At 49.7% G+C, this 21,242-nt stretch carries 15 protein-coding genes; 10 read left to right on the forward strand and 5 right to left on the reverse strand.

The window, feature by feature from the left end:
• Positions 1–26: 26 nt before the first annotated feature.
• On the reverse strand, positions 27–239 hold the full coding sequence (locus ACKQAD_RS15780; RefSeq protein WP_047710066.1) for a hypothetical protein: 213 nt from the start codon (positions 237–239) through the stop codon (positions 27–29).
• On the opposite strand from ACKQAD_RS15780, the gene lepA reads away from it, so the two are divergent.
• The 7 genes from lepA (at position 231) to acpS (ending at position 6,843) form a co-directional block, all read left to right on the forward strand.
• The gene (gene lepA, locus ACKQAD_RS15785) at positions 231–2,030 is read left to right on the forward strand and encodes a translation elongation factor 4 (RefSeq protein WP_409161016.1); all 1,800 of its coding nucleotides are present in this window, start codon (positions 231–233) and stop codon (positions 2,028–2,030) included. The two genes, ACKQAD_RS15780 and lepA, sit on opposite strands and share 9 nt — an antisense overlap.
• 16 nt (positions 2,031–2,046) lie before the next feature.
• The gene (gene lepB / locus ACKQAD_RS15790; protein ID WP_409161017.1) at positions 2,047–3,012 is read left to right on the forward strand and encodes a signal peptidase I; all 966 of its coding nucleotides are present in this window, start codon (positions 2,047–2,049) and stop codon (positions 3,010–3,012) included.
• A 307-nt stretch (positions 3,013–3,319) separates the two neighbouring features.
• Positions 3,320–4,000, forward strand: coding sequence for a ribonuclease III (rnc, locus tag ACKQAD_RS15795; protein ID WP_409161018.1), 681 nt, complete (start codon positions 3,320–3,322; stop codon positions 3,998–4,000).
• Positions 3,997–4,902, forward strand: coding sequence for a GTPase Era (gene era, locus ACKQAD_RS15800; protein ID WP_409161019.1), 906 nt, complete (start codon positions 3,997–3,999; stop codon positions 4,900–4,902). The genes rnc and era overlap by 4 nt, the downstream gene beginning before the upstream one ends.
• 11 nt (positions 4,903–4,913) lie before the next feature.
• Positions 4,914–5,651, forward strand: coding sequence for a DNA repair protein RecO (gene recO, locus ACKQAD_RS15805; protein ID WP_409161020.1), 738 nt, complete (start codon positions 4,914–4,916; stop codon positions 5,649–5,651).
• A gap of 80 nt (positions 5,652–5,731) precedes the next feature.
• Positions 5,732–6,463, forward strand: coding sequence for a pyridoxine 5'-phosphate synthase (gene pdxJ / locus ACKQAD_RS15810; protein ID WP_409161021.1), 732 nt, complete (start codon positions 5,732–5,734; stop codon positions 6,461–6,463).
• Positions 6,463–6,843, forward strand: a complete 381-nt coding sequence (gene acpS / locus ACKQAD_RS15815; protein ID WP_409161022.1) for a holo-ACP synthase — start codon at positions 6,463–6,465, stop codon at positions 6,841–6,843. Before pdxJ ends, acpS begins: the two co-directional genes overlap by 1 nt.
• Positions 6,844–6,861: 18 nt before the next feature.
• Here the strand turns inward: acpS and ACKQAD_RS15820 are convergent, their stop codons facing one another.
• The gene (locus tag ACKQAD_RS15820) at positions 6,862–7,122 is read right to left on the reverse strand and encodes a YfhL family 4Fe-4S dicluster ferredoxin (RefSeq protein ID WP_409161023.1); all 261 of its coding nucleotides are present in this window, start codon (positions 7,120–7,122) and stop codon (positions 6,862–6,864) included.
• Positions 7,123–7,592: 470 nt separating this feature from the next.
• Here ACKQAD_RS15820 and pdeH point away from each other — a divergent pair, with 470 nt between their 5' ends.
• Both pdeH and ACKQAD_RS15830 read left to right on the forward strand, forming a co-directional pair.
• On the forward strand, positions 7,593–8,384 hold the full coding sequence (gene pdeH / locus ACKQAD_RS15825; protein WP_409161024.1) for a cyclic-guanylate-specific phosphodiesterase: 792 nt from the start codon (positions 7,593–7,595) through the stop codon (positions 8,382–8,384).
• 783 nt (positions 8,385–9,167) lie between these two features.
• Positions 9,168–10,682: a sensor domain-containing protein gene (locus ACKQAD_RS15830; protein WP_409161025.1), complete on the forward strand. Its 1,515-nt coding sequence runs from the start codon at positions 9,168–9,170 to the stop codon at positions 10,680–10,682.
• A 43-nt stretch (positions 10,683–10,725) separates the two neighbouring features.
• On the opposite strand, the gene ACKQAD_RS15835 is transcribed toward ACKQAD_RS15830, so the two are convergent.
• The 3 genes from ACKQAD_RS15835 to ACKQAD_RS15845 form a co-directional block, all read right to left on the reverse strand.
• Positions 10,726–12,087 carry an HlyD family type I secretion periplasmic adaptor subunit gene (locus ACKQAD_RS15835; protein ID WP_409161026.1) on the reverse strand — a complete coding sequence of 454 codons (1,362 nt, stop codon included), beginning with the start codon at positions 12,085–12,087 and terminating at the stop codon, positions 10,726–10,728.
• Positions 12,074–14,347: a type I secretion system permease/ATPase gene (locus ACKQAD_RS15840; RefSeq protein WP_409161027.1), complete on the reverse strand. Its 2,274-nt coding sequence runs from the start codon at positions 14,345–14,347 to the stop codon at positions 12,074–12,076. Before ACKQAD_RS15840 ends, ACKQAD_RS15835 begins: the two co-directional genes overlap by 14 nt.
• 79 nt (positions 14,348–14,426) lie before the next feature.
• Complete coding sequence (locus ACKQAD_RS15845) at positions 14,427–15,779, reverse strand: TolC family outer membrane protein (protein ID WP_409161028.1); 1,353 nt, start codon at positions 15,777–15,779, stop codon at positions 14,427–14,429.
• A gap of 386 nt (positions 15,780–16,165) precedes the next feature.
• On the opposite strand from ACKQAD_RS15845, the gene ACKQAD_RS15850 reads away from it, so the two are divergent.
• The coding region (locus tag ACKQAD_RS15850) for a retention module-containing protein (protein ID WP_409161036.1) at positions 16,166–21,242 on the forward strand (5,077 nt) is incomplete at its 3' end.

Genomic DNA, 21,242 nt, shown 5'->3' on the forward strand with positions numbered 1-21,242 from the left:
ACACGATGTTGCCACGTAATGACACTTTACTTCCTGCTTTCCTCTTGTTGTTCTGCTATTCCAAATAAAACCGTCATAATCAAGGGGAATGCACCGGACATGACTAGGTTTTCACGCTTCTCGCATGTAGAATGCTGCGATTCAGGTGGAATAACATCGCTGCTGTTTTCACCTATGCGCATGCCCATCGGCAAGAATTTCAGGAATATCAAGGTAGAAAAATTTTTATAATGAAGCACATACGAAATTTCTCCATTATTGCCCATATCGACCACGGTAAATCAACGTTATCTGACCGTATTATCCAGATTTGCGGCGGTTTGACCGAACGTGAAATGGCTGCGCAAGTTCTGGATTCCATGGATCTGGAACGTGAACGTGGAATAACGATTAAAGCGCAAAGCGTAACGCTGGATTATAAAGCGCAGGATGGCCAAACCTACCAGTTAAATTTTATCGATACCCCTGGGCACGTTGACTTCTCTTATGAAGTTTCTCGCTCGCTTGCTGCCTGTGAAGGCGCACTGCTTGTCGTTGACGCCGGGCAGGGCGTTGAGGCACAAACGTTGGCTAACTGCTATACCGCGTTGGATATGAATCTGGAAGTGGTGCCGATTCTGAACAAAATCGACTTGCCCGCCGCTGACCCTGATCGTGTCGCTCAGGAAATTGAAGACATTGTCGGCATTGATGCGACCGACGCCGTGCGCTGTTCTGCGAAAACGGGGATTGGCGTGCCGGACGTTCTGGATCGTCTGGTGCGTGATATTCCTCCGCCGGAAGGTAGCCCGGATGAGTCGCTACAGGCGCTGATTATTGACTCCTGGTTTGATAACTACCTTGGCGTTGTGTCGCTGGTTCGTATCAAAAACGGCACGATGCGCAAAGGCGACAAAATTAAGGTGATGAGTACGGGGCAGGTTTATAACGCTGACCGTCTTGGCATTTTTACACCGAAGCAGATTGACCGCGATGTCTTAAACTGTGGCGAAGTAGGCTGGCTGGTGTGCGCTATCAAAGATATTTTGGGTGCTCCGGTAGGGGATACCCTGACGCTGGCTCGTCAACCAGCTGAAAAAGCGTTGCCAGGCTTCAAGAAAGTCAAACCGCAGGTTTACGCCGGCCTGTTCCCGATTAGTTCCGATGACTATGAGTCGTTCCGCGATGCGCTGGGCAAACTGAGCCTCAATGATGCCTCTCTGTTCTATGAGCCAGAAAGTTCTACCGCACTGGGCTTTGGCTTCCGCTGCGGCTTCCTGGGTCTGCTGCACATGGAGATCATTCAGGAACGTCTGGAACGTGAATACGATCTTGATCTGATCACCACGGCACCGACGGTGGTGTATGAAGTTGAGACGACGGCTAAAGAAACCGTTTATGTCGATAGCCCATCCAAGCTGCCGCCTCTGAATAACATTCAGGAACTGCGCGAACCGATTGCCGAATGTCACATGCTGCTGCCTCAGGAATATCTGGGCAACGTGATTACGCTGTGTATCGAGAAGCGCGGCGTACAGACGAACATGGTGTACCACGGTAATCAGGTTGCGCTGACCTATGAAATTCCGATGGCGGAAGTAGTGCTCGATTTCTTTGACCGTCTGAAATCAACGTCTCGTGGTTATGCATCGCTGGATTACAGCTTCAAACGCTTCCAGGCATCAGACATGGTGCGTGTTGATGTGCTGATCAACAACGAACGTGTAGATGCGTTGGCTCTGATCACGCACCGCGATAATTCACAATATCGTGGCCGTGAACTGGTCGAGAAAATGAAAGATCTGATTCCGCGTCAGCAGTTTGATATCGCGATTCAGGCTGCGATTGGTAACCATATTATTGCGCGTTCTACGGTTAAGCAATTGCGTAAAAACGTACTGGCCAAGTGTTATGGTGGTGACGTCAGCCGTAAGAAGAAACTGTTGCAGAAACAGAAAGATGGTAAGAAACGTATGAAGCAGGTTGGTAACGTCGAGCTGCCGCAAGAAGCGTTTCTGGCAATTCTGCACGTCGGCAAAGACAGTAAATAAATTCTGAGGAGTTGGCATGGCCAATATGTTTGCCGTAATTCTGGCATTGGTGACGCTGGTCACGGGGATTGTCTGGTGTTTAGAGCGCTTTGTCTGGGCACCTGCTCGCCGGAAAAAGTTTGCCACCATGAGCGGTGCCGATCTGGCTGATGGTGAGGTTTCATCGAAAGTCATTCAACAACCTGGCTGGATTGAAACGATCGCGTCCGTATTCCCGGTCGTAGCGTTGGTATTGGTTGTGCGCTCCTTCATTTACGAGCCGTTTCAAATTCCATCTGGTTCGATGATGCCGACGCTGTTGATCGGTGATTTTATTCTGGTGGAAAAATTTGCCTATGGCATTAAAGAACCCTTCACGCAAAAAACGCTGATCGAAACGGGGCACCCGAAGCGTGGCGACGTGGTGGTGTTTAAATATCCGTCCGATCCTAAAGTGGACTTCATCAAACGTGTGGTGGGCGTACCGGGCGATCGCGTCAGTTATAACCCGATGACCAAGCAGGTGACGATTCGTCCATCCTGTCAGGGACAACAGGCGTGCGATATGGCGCTGGCGGTTACATACAGTAATGTACAGCCTAGTGATTTTGTTCAGACCTTCAATCAGCCTGGATTGGAGTCGCGTAGTGGTTTTTATCAGGTTCCTGCCAACGACAACAGCGTCGAGGGCGTCCGTATGGGTACGCGCAAAGAGTCACTGGGCAACGTAACGCATAATATTCTTCTGGTGCCGGGCCAACAGGATCAGCTAGGTGGTTATTACCAGCAATCGCAACAGCAGCTTGCAACATGGGTGGTTCCCGCAGGGCACTACTTCATGATGGGAGATAACCGTGACAACAGTCTGGATAGCCGCTATTGGGGCTTTGTGCCGGAAAGAAATCTGGTCGGTAAAGCCACCGCTATCTGGATGAGTTTTGAGAAACAGGAAGGTGAATGGCCTACCGGCGTACGTTTGAGTCGCATCGGTGCTATCCATTAACCAAAGTAAGCATTAATCGAAGTAAGCATTCACCAAAATAAGATACAGGCAGCATTCTGATGCTGTCCGGTGTAGAATATTTTATGAAGCGCACTTTTTAAAAGAACATGCCCTAAATAATGCGAGTTGCAGAAAAAAACGTGTCCGTTCGCACAACGCTAACGCACAGGCAACGCAAAGTATGATGGGCAGAAAGGCAGGCTCCCTTACGGGAGCCAATGCAAACGAAACAGTTTTGACCGAGTTGGTAAGCAGGGCTGTTCCGTATGCTGCTGTTTTTGACGCATCGTTGATCTATTGGTAACACATGAATCCCATCCTGATAAATCGTTTACAAAGAAAGCTGGGCTATACTTTTCAGCAGTACGAGCTTTTGTTACAGGCGTTGACGCATCGTAGCGCCAGCAGCAAACACAATGAAAGACTCGAATTCCTGGGTGACTCTATCCTGAGTTTTGTGATCGCCAATGCGCTGTATCATCGTTTTCCCAAAGTTGATGAAGGGGATATGAGTCGGATGCGGGCGACGCTGGTTCGGGGAAATACGCTGGCGGAAATCGCACGTGAATTCGAACTAGGAGAGTGCCTGCGTCTCGGCCCTGGTGAATTAAAGAGCGGTGGTTTCCGCCGTGAATCGATTCTGGCTGATACGGTCGAAGCGCTGATCGGCGGCATTTTCCTCGACAGCGATATTCAGACCATCGAACGTTTGATTCTGAACTGGTATCAAACGCGTCTGGATGAAATCAGTCCCGGCGATAAGCAAAAAGATCCGAAAACGCGGTTGCAGGAATTTCTGCAAGGACGTCACTTACCTCTGCCGACCTATCTGGTGGTGCAGGTTCGTGGGGAAGCACACGATCAGGAGTTTACTATCCACTGTCAGGTGAGCGGCTTTAGCGAGTCGCTCATTGGTACAGGATCGAGCCGTCGTAAAGCCGAACAGGCTGCGGCTGAACAAGCGTTGAAAAAACTGGAGCTTGAATGAGCGAAGTACAGACATACTGCGGTTTTATCGCGATTGTTGGTCGGCCAAACGTCGGTAAATCGACGTTATTGAATCAATTACTGGGGCAGAAGATCTCCATTACGTCACGTAAGCCCCAGACGACACGGCACCGCATCATGGGCATTCACACTGAAGAGCCGTATCAGGCTATTTATGTGGATACGCCGGGACTGCACATTGAAGAAAAACGGGCGATTAACCGCCTGATGAACCGTGCTGCCAGCAGTTCAATTGGTGACGTTGAGCTGATCATTTTCGTTGTTGAAGGGACACACTGGAACGACGACGATGAAATGGTATTGAATAAACTGCGCGATCAAAAACTCCCCGTACTGTTAGCGATCAATAAAGTCGATAACGTCACGGATAAAACCAAGCTGCTGCCGCATATCCAGTTCCTCAGTCAGCAGATGGATTTCCTTGATGTCGTTCCGATCTCTGCCGAGAAGGGCACGAATGTCGATACGATTGCCAGCATTGTGCGTAAACACTTACCGCAGGCAACGCACCACTTCCCGGAAGATTACATTACCGATCGTTCACAGCGCTTTATGGCATCGGAAATTATCCGTGAAAAACTGATGCGCTTCCTGGGTGAAGAATTACCGTATTCCGTAACGGTCGAAATCGAGCGCTTCGTGACGAACGAACGTGGCGGTTATGATATCAACGGCCTGATTCTGGTTGAGCGTGAAGGCCAGAAGAAGATGGTCATTGGCAATAAAGGTGCCAAAATTAAAACCATTGGTATCGAGTCTCGTCAGGATATGGAAGAGATGTTCGAGGCCAAGGTGCACCTTGAGCTGTGGGTTAAAGTGAAATCCGGCTGGGCAGATGACGAACGTGCCCTGCGCAGCCTGGGTTATAGCGAAGACCTGTAAGGTTCACGCCGATGGAAGGCTGGCAGCGCGCATTTGTCTTACATGGGCGACCTTATAGTGAAACCAGCTTATTGCTGGACCTGTTTAGCGAAAGCGATGGCCGCGTTCGCGTGCTTGCCAAAGGCGCGCGAGCCCGTCGCTCTAGCCTGAAAGGCTGTTTACAGCCTTTCACCCCGCTGCTGGTGCGCTGGAGCGGCCGGGGTGAAGTGAAAACGTTACGTAGCGCCGAGCCTGTTTCGCTTTCGCTACCACTGACTGGCACGTTGCTTTATAGCGGTTTATACGTTAACGAACTGCTGGCTCGCGTGCTGGAGCATGAAACCAACTACTCCGCTCTTTTCTTCGATTATCTCCATTGTTTACAACATCTTGCTGCACAGGATGCCTCCCCTGAACCGGCATTAAGACGCTTTGAGTTAGCACTGCTTGGCTATCTGGGATACGGTGTGGATTTCCTGCATTGTGCCGGTAGTGGTGAACCTGTGGCAGATACCATGACCTATCAATATCGAGAGGAAAAGGGGTTTATTGCCAGCCTGGTGGTCGATAATAAAAGTTTTACCGGGCATGAGTTACGTTCGCTGGCATCGCGTGAATTTCCTGACAGTGGCACACTGAAGGCGGCAAAGCGTTTCACCCGCATCGCGTTAAAGCCCTATCTGGGGGGAAAACCGCTGAAAAGTCGTGAACTGTTCCGCCAGTTTATTCCTGCTGCTAATTTGTCCAAACCCACGTCTTCTGATAAATAATCCCGTCTCCTCAGTACCCTGACGCTGTGACATCGGTGTAAACTGCCACATATCGTGCATGACTTTACCGAGGATTTATCATGGCTGAACTGCTGCTTGGCGTTAACATCGATCATATTGCAACGCTGCGCAATGCGCGTGGAACGGCGTATCCCGACCCCGTTCAGGCGGCTTTTATCGCTGAGCAGGCGGGAGCGGACGGCATCACGGTGCACTTACGTGAAGATCGTCGCCATATTACGGATCGTGATGTGCGGATCCTGAGAGAAACGCTCCAAACTCGCATGAACCTTGAAATGGCGGTTACGGAAGAAATGCTGAACATTGCCTGTGAGGTAAAGCCGCATTTTTGTTGTCTGGTGCCGGAAAAACGTCAGGAAGTGACAACAGAAGGTGGGCTGGATGTCGCAGGGCAGCAGGAAAAAATCAATAACGCGGTTGCCAGACTTAGCCAGGCTAACATATTGGTTTCACTCTTTATTGATGCGGATAAACGGCAAATTGATGCCGCCGTGGCTAGCGGTGCACCTTATATCGAAATTCATACCGGGGCATATGCCGATGCGCCAGATGATGAAGCGCGTCAACATGAGTTCGAGCGCATTCGTGATGCGGCGACTTACGCTGCGGCGAAAGGGCTGAAAGTCAATGCCGGCCACGGTTTGACGTACCATAACGTTCTGCCGATTGCAGCGTTGCCGGAAATGCACGAATTAAATATCGGGCATGCGATTATCGGACGTGCGGTGATGAGCGGGTTGAAGGATGCTGTTGCCGAAATGAAGAGTTTGATGCGGGAAGCGCGTCGCTGATGGCGATTCTTGGGCTCGGAACGGATATTGTCGAAATCGCCCGTATTGAAGCGGTGATTGAACGTTCAGGCGAGCGATTAGCTCGCCGCGTTCTGACGGATGATGAATGGGAACATTATCAGCAGCATCAGCAACCTGTCCGTTTCCTTGCCAAGCGTTTTGCCGTGAAAGAGGCGGCGGCAAAAGCTTTCGGAACCGGAATTCGCAACGGGCTCGCGTTTAACCAGTTTGAAGTTTTTAATGACGAACTGGGAAAACCCTGTTTGCGATTTTTTGCTAAAGCGGCAGAGCTGGCTGAACAGATGGGCGTCAGACACGTCCATGTGACGCTGGCTGACGAAAGACGCTATGCCTGTGCGACGGTGATTGTCGAAAGCTGATTACCTACAAATGGATGTTTAAATCCTGTAGGCATGGTGCATGAGCACATATTTTTCCCACAACTGCTCATTGCCTTCAACGTGGTTTGGATCTTTGATGATCGTGTTGTCGATCGGACAGACTTTCTGACACGTCGGTGTGTCATAGTGGCCAACGCACTCAGTGCAGCGAGTGGTATCAATTTCATAAATATCCATGCCCATGGAAATGGCCTGATTAGGACACTCGGGCTCGCACATGTCACAGTTGATGCATTTATGGGTGATGAGTAACGCCATGATGTTCTTCTACCTTACAAACAGGGCGCAGATTATACCCGTTGAGGCGAGTTTAAACACGCGTAACTGTCATGGATGCAGAATATACTGGCTAATCGGTTCTGGTTGTTTTTGACCTACCCTTTTTCCGGACAGTTTACTGTGGTGGTTTACGTGTTTTCGGGCATCCTCAGCATGTTATCGATTGGCTGCATAAATAGTGAGGTTACAGGGTAAAATTACCATCTGTTCGTTAAATTGGTTTCATACGCATGCTTTAGACTGTATAAATCAGCCAGTGTGGCTGTGTTTCTTGGATTTTAATTTATTGATTTACAGTTTAAATAAATTTAGTTGTGATATTGAAGCAGGTATTTTTGTAAAATCATGGACATTGATTTAACCGATATTGCCGATGAAGTTTGCATCTGAAGAGTCGATGACGATGCATGTCCGTATGATATAATTTCATAACTAATAGTGTCAGTTTAATGGCGGAACTCATAGTGCAGCAGGAAGGTCATCTTAATCAGGTTGGGGCAGGATTTTTCCAACAGGGAAGCGAGGAGTCATTAAGCGCTGATTATTGGCATCAATGTCAACGGCGGTATACTTTTCAGCCAATTTATCGAACATCAGGTAAATTAATGGCTATTGAGTTACTGACTTCCGTTTTTTCTCCTACCCTGCCGCAAAAATTCATCTCTCCTGAAAAATACTTCGCGAATATTGATGTTGAAACCCGTCTGTTAATTATTGTAGAACAACTGCAACTTTTATCTCAGTGGAGTTTTCGATTTATTCGCGACGATCTTTTTGCCTCCGTCAATATTGATGGTATGACGCTACTGGCTCTGCAAAATAATCTTGAAGCCAAACGCCTGATCGCTGCAATGCCCTGGATTCGTTTTGAAATGGTCGAAAATCAGGGAGGATTACCAAAAGAAATATTAACCAAACTCCCTGAAGCGCAAACACTATGGTTGGATGATTTTGGCTGCGGTATGGCGAATTTTTCATCACTTATACTGGCCCAGTATGATTGCATTAAAGTGGCGCGCGAGCTCTTTATTCTCCTGCAACAGAGTGATGAAGGGCGGACCGTATTTCCTGCCTTGATCGCTTTGCTGTCGCGTTTTTGCAATTATGTCGTGATTGAAGGGATTGAAACCAAGGAGGAGTGGGCAATTGTTCAGGCATCGCATGCTTACGCCGCCCAAGGGTACTACCTCTCACGCCCTCAACCATTTGAGCGTTTTGAGGCGCTGAAGCTTGAACTGTAGATGGTAACATATTGTTTAAGCTGTCACTTTTGTATTAACGTACTGCTATATATCCTTCCATTCTTCTCCGCCATATTCATTCATTATATTTCCTAATGTTTTGTTGTCGTACAAAAATGTTGTCTCTTTCGTGCTCAGCATCTGCTTTATATTGCAACGTATAGTGCTGTATTTTGTTTTTATTTTCTTATTTTATTCTTATTTTATTTGTTATGGCGATGTTTAATTTCAATAAAATGATAAGAAGGGAATCTGCTGATTTTGCATCAAATTATGACTTATATAATCAAACATTTGCGTTAATGATTTTATTTTTTATTTTAATTATTTGATTTTTAATGGTAAAAAAATATAATGTTTACTGTTAACGATCGAAAATCATTTTGTGATAGATTTTTCTGATTAAAACAATGATACTTATTGGTATAATTGATTTGCTTACAAAAAATTGATGTTAAGAATATATTGCCATGTACCTTAGGGATATTCTTTTATTCCATTAGAGAAACTTATAAGCCGAACAAATACTACTCTTAAATTAAGATACTCTTTTGAATTTGTTGTTTTTATCTGCGCACAGTCATATGCGAGGGCTTTATGCTGACGTTGCTATGTTTCTAAATACTTCTGCTTCATGCAGCGTTTTTTCTTTCATCCTTTCTGCTCTCCGGAAGTGCGCCAGTCCCGAAAATCGATGGGATAGGGGTTTGTTACCGGGATTTTTCGTCATCAGCGTTGTGATTTGTACGATCAGGACCACTCGGGCCTGAGGAGAGTGTTATTGTGTATGAAATTATAATAACCTTACTTTTGATGATGTTATTGTTTTCTTCTGTGAAAAATAGAAAAATTAAACAAAAGTCTAAAAATGAGCAGAAAAAACAAGATTTTCTCAACATGACTTTCTTTGCGATGGAATATAGTCCTGCTTCAATAATGATCGCAGATGAAAATTGTGAAATCATTTACGTCAACCGTCAGTTTATTACCATGTCAGGCTATATGCCAGATGAGGTTATCGGCAAAAAAACGAATATATTAAATTCTGGTATGACTAACGCCAGCGTCTATGAAGATCTGTGGTCTACCATCAATAAGGGTAATGTTTGGAGTGGCGAGTTCGTTAACCGGCGTAAAGATGGACAACTATATTGGGAAAAAGCCAATATCGTTAAAATATATAATAAAGCGAGTAATACAACTCAGTATGTCGGCATTAAGTTAGATATCACGGAACGAAAATCGCAGGAACATCATGATAATTCATACAATCGTGCACTGGAGTTGTTATCAAGCGGCGCGCCGCTGAAAGATATCCTGGATGCGATCATTTTCAGCGTTGAGGAAAAAAATCCAGGTCGTATCGTTTGCTCGGTTCTACTGGTTGATAAAGACAAAAAATGTCTGACGCTGGGATCCGCGCCGAGCCTGCCTGGCTTCTATAAGAATGCCATTCACAACGTGAAAATTGCCGATGGCGTGGCTTCTTTTGGTACCGCGGCTTATACCGGAAAGCGCGTCATTGCTGACGATATTTCTGTCCATCCGCATTGGTCGTTATATAAAGGGCTCGCATTATATGCCGGGCTGCGTTCCTGCTGGTCTGAACCTATTATCGGGCAGAACAAAGAAATATTAGGTGTTTTGAGCGTTTACCATCGCAAAGTATATGTGCCGACCGAAGAGGAAATTTTCTCTATTGAGAAATCAGCACAGCTGATTGCGATCGCTATAGAGCGGTATCATGCCATTGATATGTTGCGGCGTAGTGAGGAACACTACCGTCAACTGGCGCACTATGACTCATTAACGTCATTGGCTAATGGCCTGACATTTGCCGAACAAATGGAACAGGCGATTCTGTTATCCAAACAAACGGGCAGGAAAATCGCGCTGATGTTCCTGGATCTCGATAAATTCAAACAGATAAATGATTCGTTCGGACATGCTGTTGGCGATTTGTTATTGAAAGAAGCGGCGGCGCGTATGCGCGGTGCGGTCCGTGATTCGGATACGGTATATCGCCGTAGCGGTGATGAATTTATTATTTTGCTTCAGGGAATTAAGGAAATTGACAATACGCTTTATGTTGCAGATAAAATCCATAACGCGTTGAACAAGCCTTTCGATATCAATGGGAAAACGCTGGATATATCATGCAGTATCGGTATTGCGTTGTATCCAGAGCACGGCACTGACTCGCTGACATTGGCAATTAATGCCGATTCTGCCATGTATCAGGCTAAAGCCATAGGACGCAGTCAAACTCAGATTTATCACAATATGAACGATCATTGATGGATCGAGTATAAAAAAGGCGCTCTATTGAGCGCCTTTTTTATTATCTTTCCCGTAGTGCTTCTGCTTTTGCTCGAATAATCGGCTTTAACAAATAGCTGAGAATCGTTTTCTTTCCCGTTATTATATCAACAGAGGCCACCATACCCGGAATGATAAGAAGTGGTTTATCGGCTGAGCCTAAATAATTCTTATCAGTCCGTAAACGAATAATATAAAAGCTGTTCCCTTCTTTATCGGTTACGGTGTCTGGGCTGATTTGCTCCAACTGGCCCTTTAAACCACCATAAATAGTGTAGTCGTAGGCCGTTAATTTTATTACGGCATCCTGACCTGGGTGCAAAAACGCAATATCCTGTGGACGAATCCTAGCTTCCACCAACAGGTTATCGTCCAGTGGGACAATTTCAACCAGGTCGCTACCCGGCTGAATCACTCCGCCGATCGTATTCACCAAAACCTGCTGCACGATACCGCGAACGGGGGAGACGACCAGCGTTCGGTTTACCCGGTCTTCGAGTGCTTTGCCCGTGGCTTCAATTTTGTTCAGGTTGGTTTGTGCTTCACTCAGCTGAGATAACGCCTCGCTTTTATAACGACTGCGCGTTTCCTCTATTTTATTCTCGCTCTCTTTAATCGCAGACTCTGCCCGAGGAATCGAGAGTTTGATCGAATCAAGCTGGCCCCGAGTTTCGACCTCTGCGCGGCGCAGGCGTAACACTTCTACTTTAGAAATGGCGCCTTCCGCGATCAGCGGTTCTGACATTTTAATTTCTTGCTGGAGCAGGCTCAGGCTATTGCGGAACTGAATTTCCTTGGCAGAGAAATCTCTCAACTCCTGGCGACGCTGGATCAATTGCTCTTCCAGACCAGACACCTCATTGTGGAACTGCTGGCGGCGGCTGTTATAAAGCGCTTTTTCTCCTGCCGCGATTTTGGGCGCTTGCGTCGTAATTTCTTCCGAAAGCACGAGTTCTCTATCGTTGATTTCAGCGTTCAGACGTTCAATGCGCGAGAGCAGAGCAAGCCGGTCGGCCTCGGTTTCTCCAACGTTGGAAGAAAAGCGTGTATCATCAAGGCGCAGTAAAGGATCGCCTGCATTAACGACCTGCCCTTCACGAACGAACACTTCCGTGACGATGCCACCTTCCAGATTTTGGATTTTTTGCAATCGGGAAGAGGGGATGGCTTTACCGTCACCCCGGGTGACTTCATCAATATCCGCCAGTCCGGCCCACAGGATGAAAAATAGGAAAAAAGCGCCGATAGCCCATAGCGTAAAGCGAATAGAGCGTGGCGAATCCTCAGCCATTGCCCGGCTCACTTCAGGCATCGTTTGCAGGCTTTCTTCATCTCCGCCAACGAAATACCGTTTGATTCGTTTGATATATTTACCGAGATGCATTGATCTGCCCCTTCTTCAACGCATCCATCACGATTGCTTTCGGCCCATCCGCGATAATTTTTCCTTTATCGACAATCACTAAACGCTCGACCAGTGCCAACATGGAAACCCGATGGGTAACCAACAAAAGTGTTTTCTCCGCAATGACGGGAACCAGAGCCTGCTTTAACCGATCTTCACTGGTGTTATCCATCGAACTGGTGGGTTCATCCAGCACCAAAATCGGCGGATCGAGCAATAGCGCTCTGGCTATCGCGACAGCCTGACGCTGCCCGCCGGAGAGTTGTTGACCGCGTTCGCCAACCTGAAGGTTATAGCCATCTGGGTGCAGACGAGCAAACTCATTCACCCCTGAAATTTCTGCGGCGCGCAGCATCGCTTCGTCTTCGACATAGCGTGCGCCGCTAATCAGGTTATTGCGCAGTGAACCACTAAATAGCTGAATATCTTGAGGAACATAGCCGATATTGTGGCGTAAATCGCTGACATCCAACTGACGGGCATCGACGCCGTCGATCAGAATATTGCCGGTGTTAGGCTGATAGAGGTTAACAATCAGTTTTTGCAGCGAGCTTTTGCCGGAACCGCTACGGCCAATAACGCCGACTTTCTCGCCAGGAGCGATGGTCAGACTGATGCCTTGCAACGAACTGGTTTTTTGTTCCGGGTAGTTGAACGTCACATCGCGAAATTCGATACCACCTCGGATGCTCTCACGCTTCAGTGGGCGTTCGTTATCGCTACGCTCTTGCGGTAATTGCATCATTTGTTCGGTGGTTTGCATTGTCAAACGCGCCTGCTGGTAACGGCTGACCAGACCAGACAGTTGGCCCAGCGGCATAAGCGCTCTGCCGTTCAGCATGTAGCAGGCAATCAGCCCACCCATACTGAGTTTACCGTTAATCAGCATGTAGACGCCGACAATGATCATGGCAACGCCAGCAAATTGCTGGAACCACTGCGTCAGGTTTACCGCCAATGAAGACAGCGCCTTGGCCCGCATTTCCAGCTTGCTCAGGCTGCCAATGGTCTGTTCCCATTGGTGCTGACGTTCACTTTCCGCATTATTGACCTTGATTGCATCCAGACAGCTCAACGTTTCGATCAGCGTAGCCTGCCGCTCACTGGCAAGGTGCATCGTTTTTTCAATGGTGTCGGACAGGGGCTTTTGCATTGCCCAACTCGCCAACAGGGCGATAGGGTAAGCGAGGATAGAAACCCAGACCAGCGGACCGCCGATGATGCCGATAACCAACAGCAGAAGTAGCGTAAAAGGAAAGTCGATCAGCGTCGTCAGCGTCAGCGAGGAAAGGAAATCTCTGAGCGATTGAAATTCATGAATATTCTGCGCAAAGCTACCGACCCTCGGTGGTCGGGCCTTCATCGACATACCGGTAATGCGTTCGAATAGCGTGGCGGAAATAATCAGATCGGTTTTTTTGCCCGCCATATCAAGGCAAATGCCACGCAGCGTTTTGAGTATCAAATCGAAAACAAAAGCACCGGTAACGCCAATCGCTAGCACCCACAAGGTCGCCGTTGCCTGATTCGGTACAACTCGATCATAGACATTCATCACGAACAGTGGCGTCGCAAGCGCGATAATGTTCACCAGCAGCGTGGCGAGGATGGCATCAAGATAGAGCGAATGTGAAAGCTTAAGCGTATCCTTGAACCAGGATTTTGTACGGGGGATCAGCGATGGATTTTGCAGATCGAACTGGTGACGAGGCTGGGCGAACATCACCAGACCCAGATAATTTTGTTGCAGCGTATTGTGCTCGACGGAAATTTCCCCGCCTTCCGTTTCACTCGGCATCAGGCGTGCACTGCCGTCAGCGTTCCAGCCTAACAAAATCGCCGCTCGTCCTTCCCGCAACAGCAACATTGCCGGGAGTGACATCTCAGAGATTTTATTCAGAGAACGTTTGAGAACGCGTCCTTGCAATCCCGCACGCGCAGCCGCTCTTGGAAGCAACGCGACGGATAACCGTTGGTTAGCTAACGGCAGCCCTGCGGTGAGGGTGGTACGGCTGACCGATTTCCCTTGCAAGGCACAGAGGATCAGCAAACTATCCAATAACGGGTCGTCATGACGGCTGCGAGGGTCACTATTATTTTCATGAACGATGGTTTCATGCGAGGTAGTCGCTTCATGAACGATCGTTGATTCATGAGCAACAGTAGACTCATGGGCGATAGGCTCCTGGGCAACTGATTTATCAAAACCCTGAGTCTCTTGTACTGAATGCAACTTCATTTAACGGAACGTTCCCTTACGCAACGTAATTCCCTCGCATATAAACCATAATTTATCGCCGTCTGACCAATGAAATATATTAATTAAGGCTCGGCAACTCTGTGTGGGGGGTTACGTTTGTCAAGCTGGTACCAGCATCAGGCGCAGGGATTGCCAAACGGTTTAATAGCTCTCCCATGCGTGATGCGATCCGGTATTCGGTGTAGAGCGAAGTGAAGCGAACCTCGACCAGACGGCGTTGTGCGGTGAATAACTCGTTTTCACTGTCCAGCAAGTCCAACAGCGTCCTTTCCCCCAGGCCAAATTGCTTCTGATAGGCGGTACGCACTTTCATACTGCGGTCGGCATACTCTGCGGCGATCGGCAACTGTTGGCGCGAGTTATTTAACGCTGACCAGGCTAGTTTTAGCTCTTCGCTCAGCAGGCGTAGGGCATTATTTCGCACATCCTGCGCTTCTTTTACCTGATAGGCTTTTGATTCCATATTGGCCTTGCTGCTACCGCCTTCATACAGGTTGTAGCGCATCCGCAACATCGCCTGCCATTCATTGTTCTGGCCGCGCGTCCCGTCAACGTTGTTATCCATCGTACGAGAGAGTTCAATGTTGATGCGTGGATAAAACGTTGATTTTGAAGCCTCATATTGCTGCTGTGTGGCTTCAATATCTGACTCTGCGGATTTCAGCGCCGGGCTGTTAGCCAGCATGATACGCTGCGCTTCCTCCAATGAAGCGGGGAGCTTTATCACAGAAGCATCAGGCATCACCAAATTTTCCGGTACTTTGCCCACAATGCTCATGTAGTTGATTTTGGCATCGTCCAGATTGGTTTGTTCTGTCAGTACATTGTTACGAGCCTGCGCAAGACGTGCTTCGGCCTGATCCAAATCGGCCAATCGGCCAACGCCCTGTTCGCTGCGCAACCTAATTTGATCGTAAATGCGTTCATGGCTTGCCAGATTGGCTTGTGCCAGACGGACAAATTCCTGACGTTGCAGAACATTGAGATAGACCTGAACCGTATCTAACGCCGTCGACTCACTGGTATTTAATACTTTATAGGCGCGTGAATTGACGGTGGCGCGTTGTCTGCCGACCTCACTTGAGGTGGCGAAACCATCGAACACCGTCTGGCTTAGATTAATACTCGATTCCTGACGGCTGAGTTCAACGCGTTTATTCGCGCTGGCACGCGTTGAGGGGCTATCGGTTTCTTCGCGGCCTACGCCTGCACTTAGGGTTATGGAAGGAAGATATCCCCCTTCTGCTGCACGTAAATCATGTTCGGCAGAAAAACGACTATTAATGGATGCACTCACTTCAGGATGCGTATAGAGCGTGCTTTTTATCGCATCCTGGATCGTCTCGGCATGTGTCGCTGTGGAAAAAAGGGTAATAAAAGGTAATAAAGCAAAATGGTATCTACGCATCATCAGCAGTTTTCCTTCACAAAAACTTTATTTGTGATTATTCCTATTAAAGTGTTTGAGTGTTATATAAACGCTTAGCGAATTTATTTTATTTTATTAATTTAATATCAATATGTTAATTTCATTCCAGAAGAGCGCCAATACGAGAAAAATAAGAGTTACTCTAAATGAGTAAAGTTCTGGAAAGAATATTCCGAATTTTTTATTATATCGGCCATTGAGTCAAGCGTTTGACGCATCACAACACTATCGTAACGCTTTTTTAATAACATGTCAGGACGACACACAGCAAATCAACCCTATCAGGATGATAGCAAAAAGCTATAGCCGCAATATCGCCTCATTATAAAAATAATTATAGATATCAAGGAGAAAGAATCTTGAACGGTGTGATTGGCATCATTAAATTCGTTATCGGACAAGTGTTTATCGTCGCGCTTGATGGGAGCCAAAGGCTGCTGGTCGCTGGTGACCGTGTTTACAGCGGTGAGGAAGTGGTGACTGGTGCCAATGGCGCAGTTTCAATCACATTACCGGATGGTAAAACATTAGATATAGGGCGTGATAGCCGCTGGAGTGATGTAAGCAGCGCATCTTCTCAGAACAACGCGGATGTTGCCGATGATGTTGCGGCTATCCAAGATGCGATCGCTCAGGGCGCCGACCCAACGCAAGTGTTAGAAGCCACTGCCGCAGGTAATGATGACGTCGGAGAAGCGGGAGATGGCGGCGGCGGACATTTCGATTCAACGGTAATATTGGATTTAACGGCTGATGTCGTGACAGCTCCGATTGGTTACGATACCGCTGGCATCTCCTTTACTGATAGAGCCTTATCTGTACTGGAAGGGGCAGATGCATCCCCGTTGCTTGTTACGACGACGAACACCACTGATACCACACCGCCTTCTGTCACCCTTGTTATTAATAGTGATGGCACAATCAGCTTCATTTTTACAAAACCGCCTGTTGGTTTTGATCTCAGCGATATCACCGTAGTTAATGGCTCTGTAACGAATTTGGTGCAGGATCCTAACGATCCTACACGCTGGACGGCGACACTGACGCCTGCCGACAATTTTGAGGGCGAAGTCAGCGTCAGCATCCCGGATGGCAGCTACACCGATGCTGCGGGGATTCCTGGTATCGGTGGGAGTGATTCGGTCACGGTCGATACTTTACCTCCGCTGGCGTCAATTTCGATTGACGATGTCACATCCGATAACGTGATTAATGCGGTCGAGTCCGGTCAGACGGTAGCGGTGACCGGTCAGGTGGGTAATGACGTCAAAGCCGGTGATGCCGTTACCGTGACCGTCGGCACCGAGACCTACCAGACTACCGTGAATGCGGACGGCAAAACCTGGAGCGTCAATGTTCCCGGTTCGGTGTTAGCGGCGAATAGTGATGTGAGCGCCAGCGTGACCACCCGCGATCCAGCAGGCAATATCACCACGGCCAATACCTCTCACACTTACGGTGTGGATACGGTGGCACCGGTGGCCTCGATTACTGTCGATGATGTCACATCCGATAACGTGATTAATGCGGTCGAGTCCGGTCAGACGGTAGCGGTGACCGGTCAGGTTGGGAATGACGTCAACGCGGGCGATGCCGTTACCGTGACCGTCGGCACCGAGACCTATCAGACCACGGTGAATGCCGACGGTAAAACCTGGAGCGTCAATGTGCCGGGTTCGGTACTGGCCGCCAATGGTGAGGTGAGTGCCACGGTCACCACACGCGATGCGGCAGGCAATGTCACCACCGCCAATACCTCTCACACTTACGGTGTCGATACGGTTGCACCAACGGCATCCATCGCTATTGACGATGTGACAGCGGATAATGTGATTAATGCGGCGGAGTCTGGCCAGGCGGTAGCGGTTACTGGTCAGGTTGGGAATGACGTCAACGCCGGTGATGCGGTGACGGTGACCGTCGGCACCGAGACCTACCAGACGACGGTGAATGCCGATGGCAAAACCTGGAGCGTCAACGTGCCGGGCGCTGTTCTTGCTGCCAATGGTGATATCTCTGCTACGGTCACCACCCGCGATGCGGCAGGCAATGTCACGACAGCCAATACCACTCATGCTTACAGCGTCGATACGGTGGCACCAACGGCATCCATCTCCATTGACGATGTGACAGCGGATAACGTCATCAATGCCAGTGAATCCGGCCAGATGATTGCCGTCACCGGTAACGTCGATAACGACGTGAAAGCCGGCGATGCGGTGACGGTGACCGTCGGCAGTGAGACCTACCAGACGACGGTGAATGCCGACGGTAAAACCTGGAGCGTCAATGTGCCGGGTTCGGTGCTGGCCTCCAACAGCGATATCTCTGCCACGGTCACCACCCGTGATGCGGCAGGCAATGTCACTATCGCGAACACCAGTCACACTTATGGCGTGGATACTGTCGCGCCAACCGCGTCTATCTCTATTGATGATGTCACGTCCGATAACGTGATCAATGCCAGCGAGTCCGGCCAGACGATTGCGGTCACCGGTAAAGTCGGCAATGAAGTTAAAGCGGGTGATTCAGTTATCGTTAAAGTCGGTACGGAAACGTACCAGACCACGGTGAATGCCGATGGTAAAGCCTGGAGTGTGAATGTGCCGGGCGCTGTTCTTGCAGCAAATAGCGAGGTGAGTGCCACGGTCACCACCCGTGACACCGCAGGCAATGTCACCACCGCCAGTACTTCTCATGCTTACAGCGTCGATACCCTTGCACCAACGGCCTCAATTACTGTCGATAACGTTACCAGCGATAACGTGATTAATGCGGCTGAGTCTGGCCAGACTATCGCGGTGACCGGTCAGGTTGGGAATGACGTCAACGCGGGCGATGCCGTTACCGTGACCGTCGGTAGCGAGACCTACCAGACCACGGTGAATGCGGACGGTAAAACCTGGAGCGTGAAGGTGCCGGGCGCTGTTCTTGCTGCAAACGGCGATATCTCCGCTACAGTGACCACCCGCGACACCGCAGGCAATGTCACCACGGCCAATACCTCTCACGCTTACGGTGTCGATACCGTTGCGCCAACGGCATCCATCTCTATTGACGATGTCACGTCAGATAACGTGATTAATGCCGCCGAGTCCGACCAGACTATCGCGGTGACCGGTCAGGTTGGGAATGACGTCAACGCGGGCGATGCCGTTACCGTGACCGTCGGCACCGAGACCTATCAGACCACGGTGAATGCCGACGGTAAAACCTGGAGCGTGCAGGTGCCGGGTTCGGTACTGGCTGCCAACGGTGATATCTCTGCCACGGTAACCACCCGCGACACCGCAGGCAATGCCACCACCGCTAATACGACTCATGCTTACGGTGTCGATACCGTTGCACCAACGGCCTCTGTCTCCATTGACGATGTGACATCGGATAATGTGATTAATGCGGCGGAGTCTGGCCAGACGGTAGCGGTGACCGGTCAGGTTGGGAATGACGTCAACGCGGGCGATGCCGTCACCGTGACCGTCGGCACCGAGACCTATCAGACCACGGTGAATGCCGACGGTAAAACCTGGAGCGTGCAGGTGCCGGGTTCGGTACTGGCTGCCAACGGTGATATCTCTGCCACGGTGACCACCCGCGATGCGGCAGGCAATGTCACGACAGCCAATACCACTCATGCTTACAGCGTCGATACGGTGGCACCAACGGCATCCATCTCCATTGACGATGTGACAGCGGATAACGTCATCAATGCCAGTGAATCCGGCCAGATGATTGCCGTGACGGGTAACGTCGATAACGACGTGAAAGCCGGTGATGCCGTCACCGTGACCGTCGGCACCGAGACCTATCAGACCACGGTGAATGCCGACGGTAAAACCTGGAGCGTCAATGTGCCGGGTTCGGTACTGGCCGCCAATGGTGAGGTGAGTGCCACGGTCACCACACGCGATGCGGCAGGCAATGTCACGACAGCCAATACCTCTCACACTTACGGTGTCGATACGGTGGCACCAACGGCTTCTGTCTCTATTGACGATGTCACGTCAGATAACGTGATTAACGCTGCCGAGTCCGGTCAGATGATTGCGGTTACCGGTCAGGTAGGTAATGACGTCAACGCGGGCGATGCCGTGACCGTGACTGTTGGTACCGAGACCTACCAGACGACGGTGAATGCCGATGGCAAAACCTGGAGCGTCAATGTGTCGGGTTCGGTACTGGCCGCCAATGGGGATATCTCCGCGACGGTCACCACACGCGATGTGGCGGGTAACGTTACGACTGCGAACACGACTCACGTTTACAGTGTCGACACCGAGGCACCAACGGCCTCGATTACTGTCGATAATGTCACCAGCGACAACGTGATTAATGCCAGTGAATCCGGCCAGACGATTGCCGTCACCGGCAAGGTGGGTGATGACGTCAACGCGGGCGATGCCCTTACCGTGACCGTCGGCACCGAGACCTATCAGACCACGGTGAATGCCGACGGTAAAACCTGGAGTGTCAATGTGCCGGGTTCGGTACTGGCTGCCAACAGCGATATCTCTGCCACGGTCACCACCCGCGATGCGGCGGGTAACGTTACGACTGCGAACACGACTCACGTTTACAGTGTCGACACCGAGGCACCAACGGCCTCGATTACTGTCGATAATGTCACCAGCGACAACGTGATTAATGCCAGTGAATCCGGCCAGACGATTGCCGTCACCGGTAAAGTCGGCAATGAAGTTAAAGCGGGTGATTCAGTTACCGTAACCGTCGGCACCGAGACTTACCAGACCACGGTGAATGCCGATGGCAAAACCTGGAGCGTCAATGTTCCCGGTTCGGTGCTGGCCGCCAACAGCGATGTAAGTGCCACGGTCACCACCCGCGATGCGGCAGGCAATGTCACCACCGCCAGTACTTCCCATGCTTACGGTGTCGATACCGTTGCACCGGTAGCGTCGATCGCTATCGATAACGTCACATCGGATAATGTGATTAATGCCGCCGAGTCCGGGCAGACGATTGCCGTCACTGGCAAGGTGGGTGATGACGTCAACGCGGGCGATGCCGTGACCGTGACTGTTGGTACTGAGACCTACCAGACCACGGTGAATGCCGACGGTAAGACCTGGAGCGTCAATGTTCCCGGTTCGGTGCTGGCCGCCAACAGCGATATCTCTGCCACGGTCACCACCCGCGATGCGGCGGGTAACGTTACGACTGCGAACACGACTCACGCTTACAGTGTCGACACCGAGGCACCAACGGCCTCGATTACTGTCGATAATGTCACCAGCGACAACGTGATTAATGCCAGTGAATCCGGACAAATGATTGCGGTTACCGGTCAGGTGGGCAATGACGTCAACGCGGGCGACGCGGTGACGGTCAAAGTCGGCAGCGAGACCTACCAGACGACGGTGAATGCCGACGGTAAAACCTGGAGTGTCAATGTGCCGGGTTCCGTACTGGCCGCCAACAGCGATG

Origin of the sequence: Pectobacterium artocarpous (genome assembly GCF_046159765.1) — a bacterium.
Classification (GTDB): Bacteria; Pseudomonadota; Gammaproteobacteria; order Enterobacterales; family Enterobacteriaceae; genus Pectobacterium.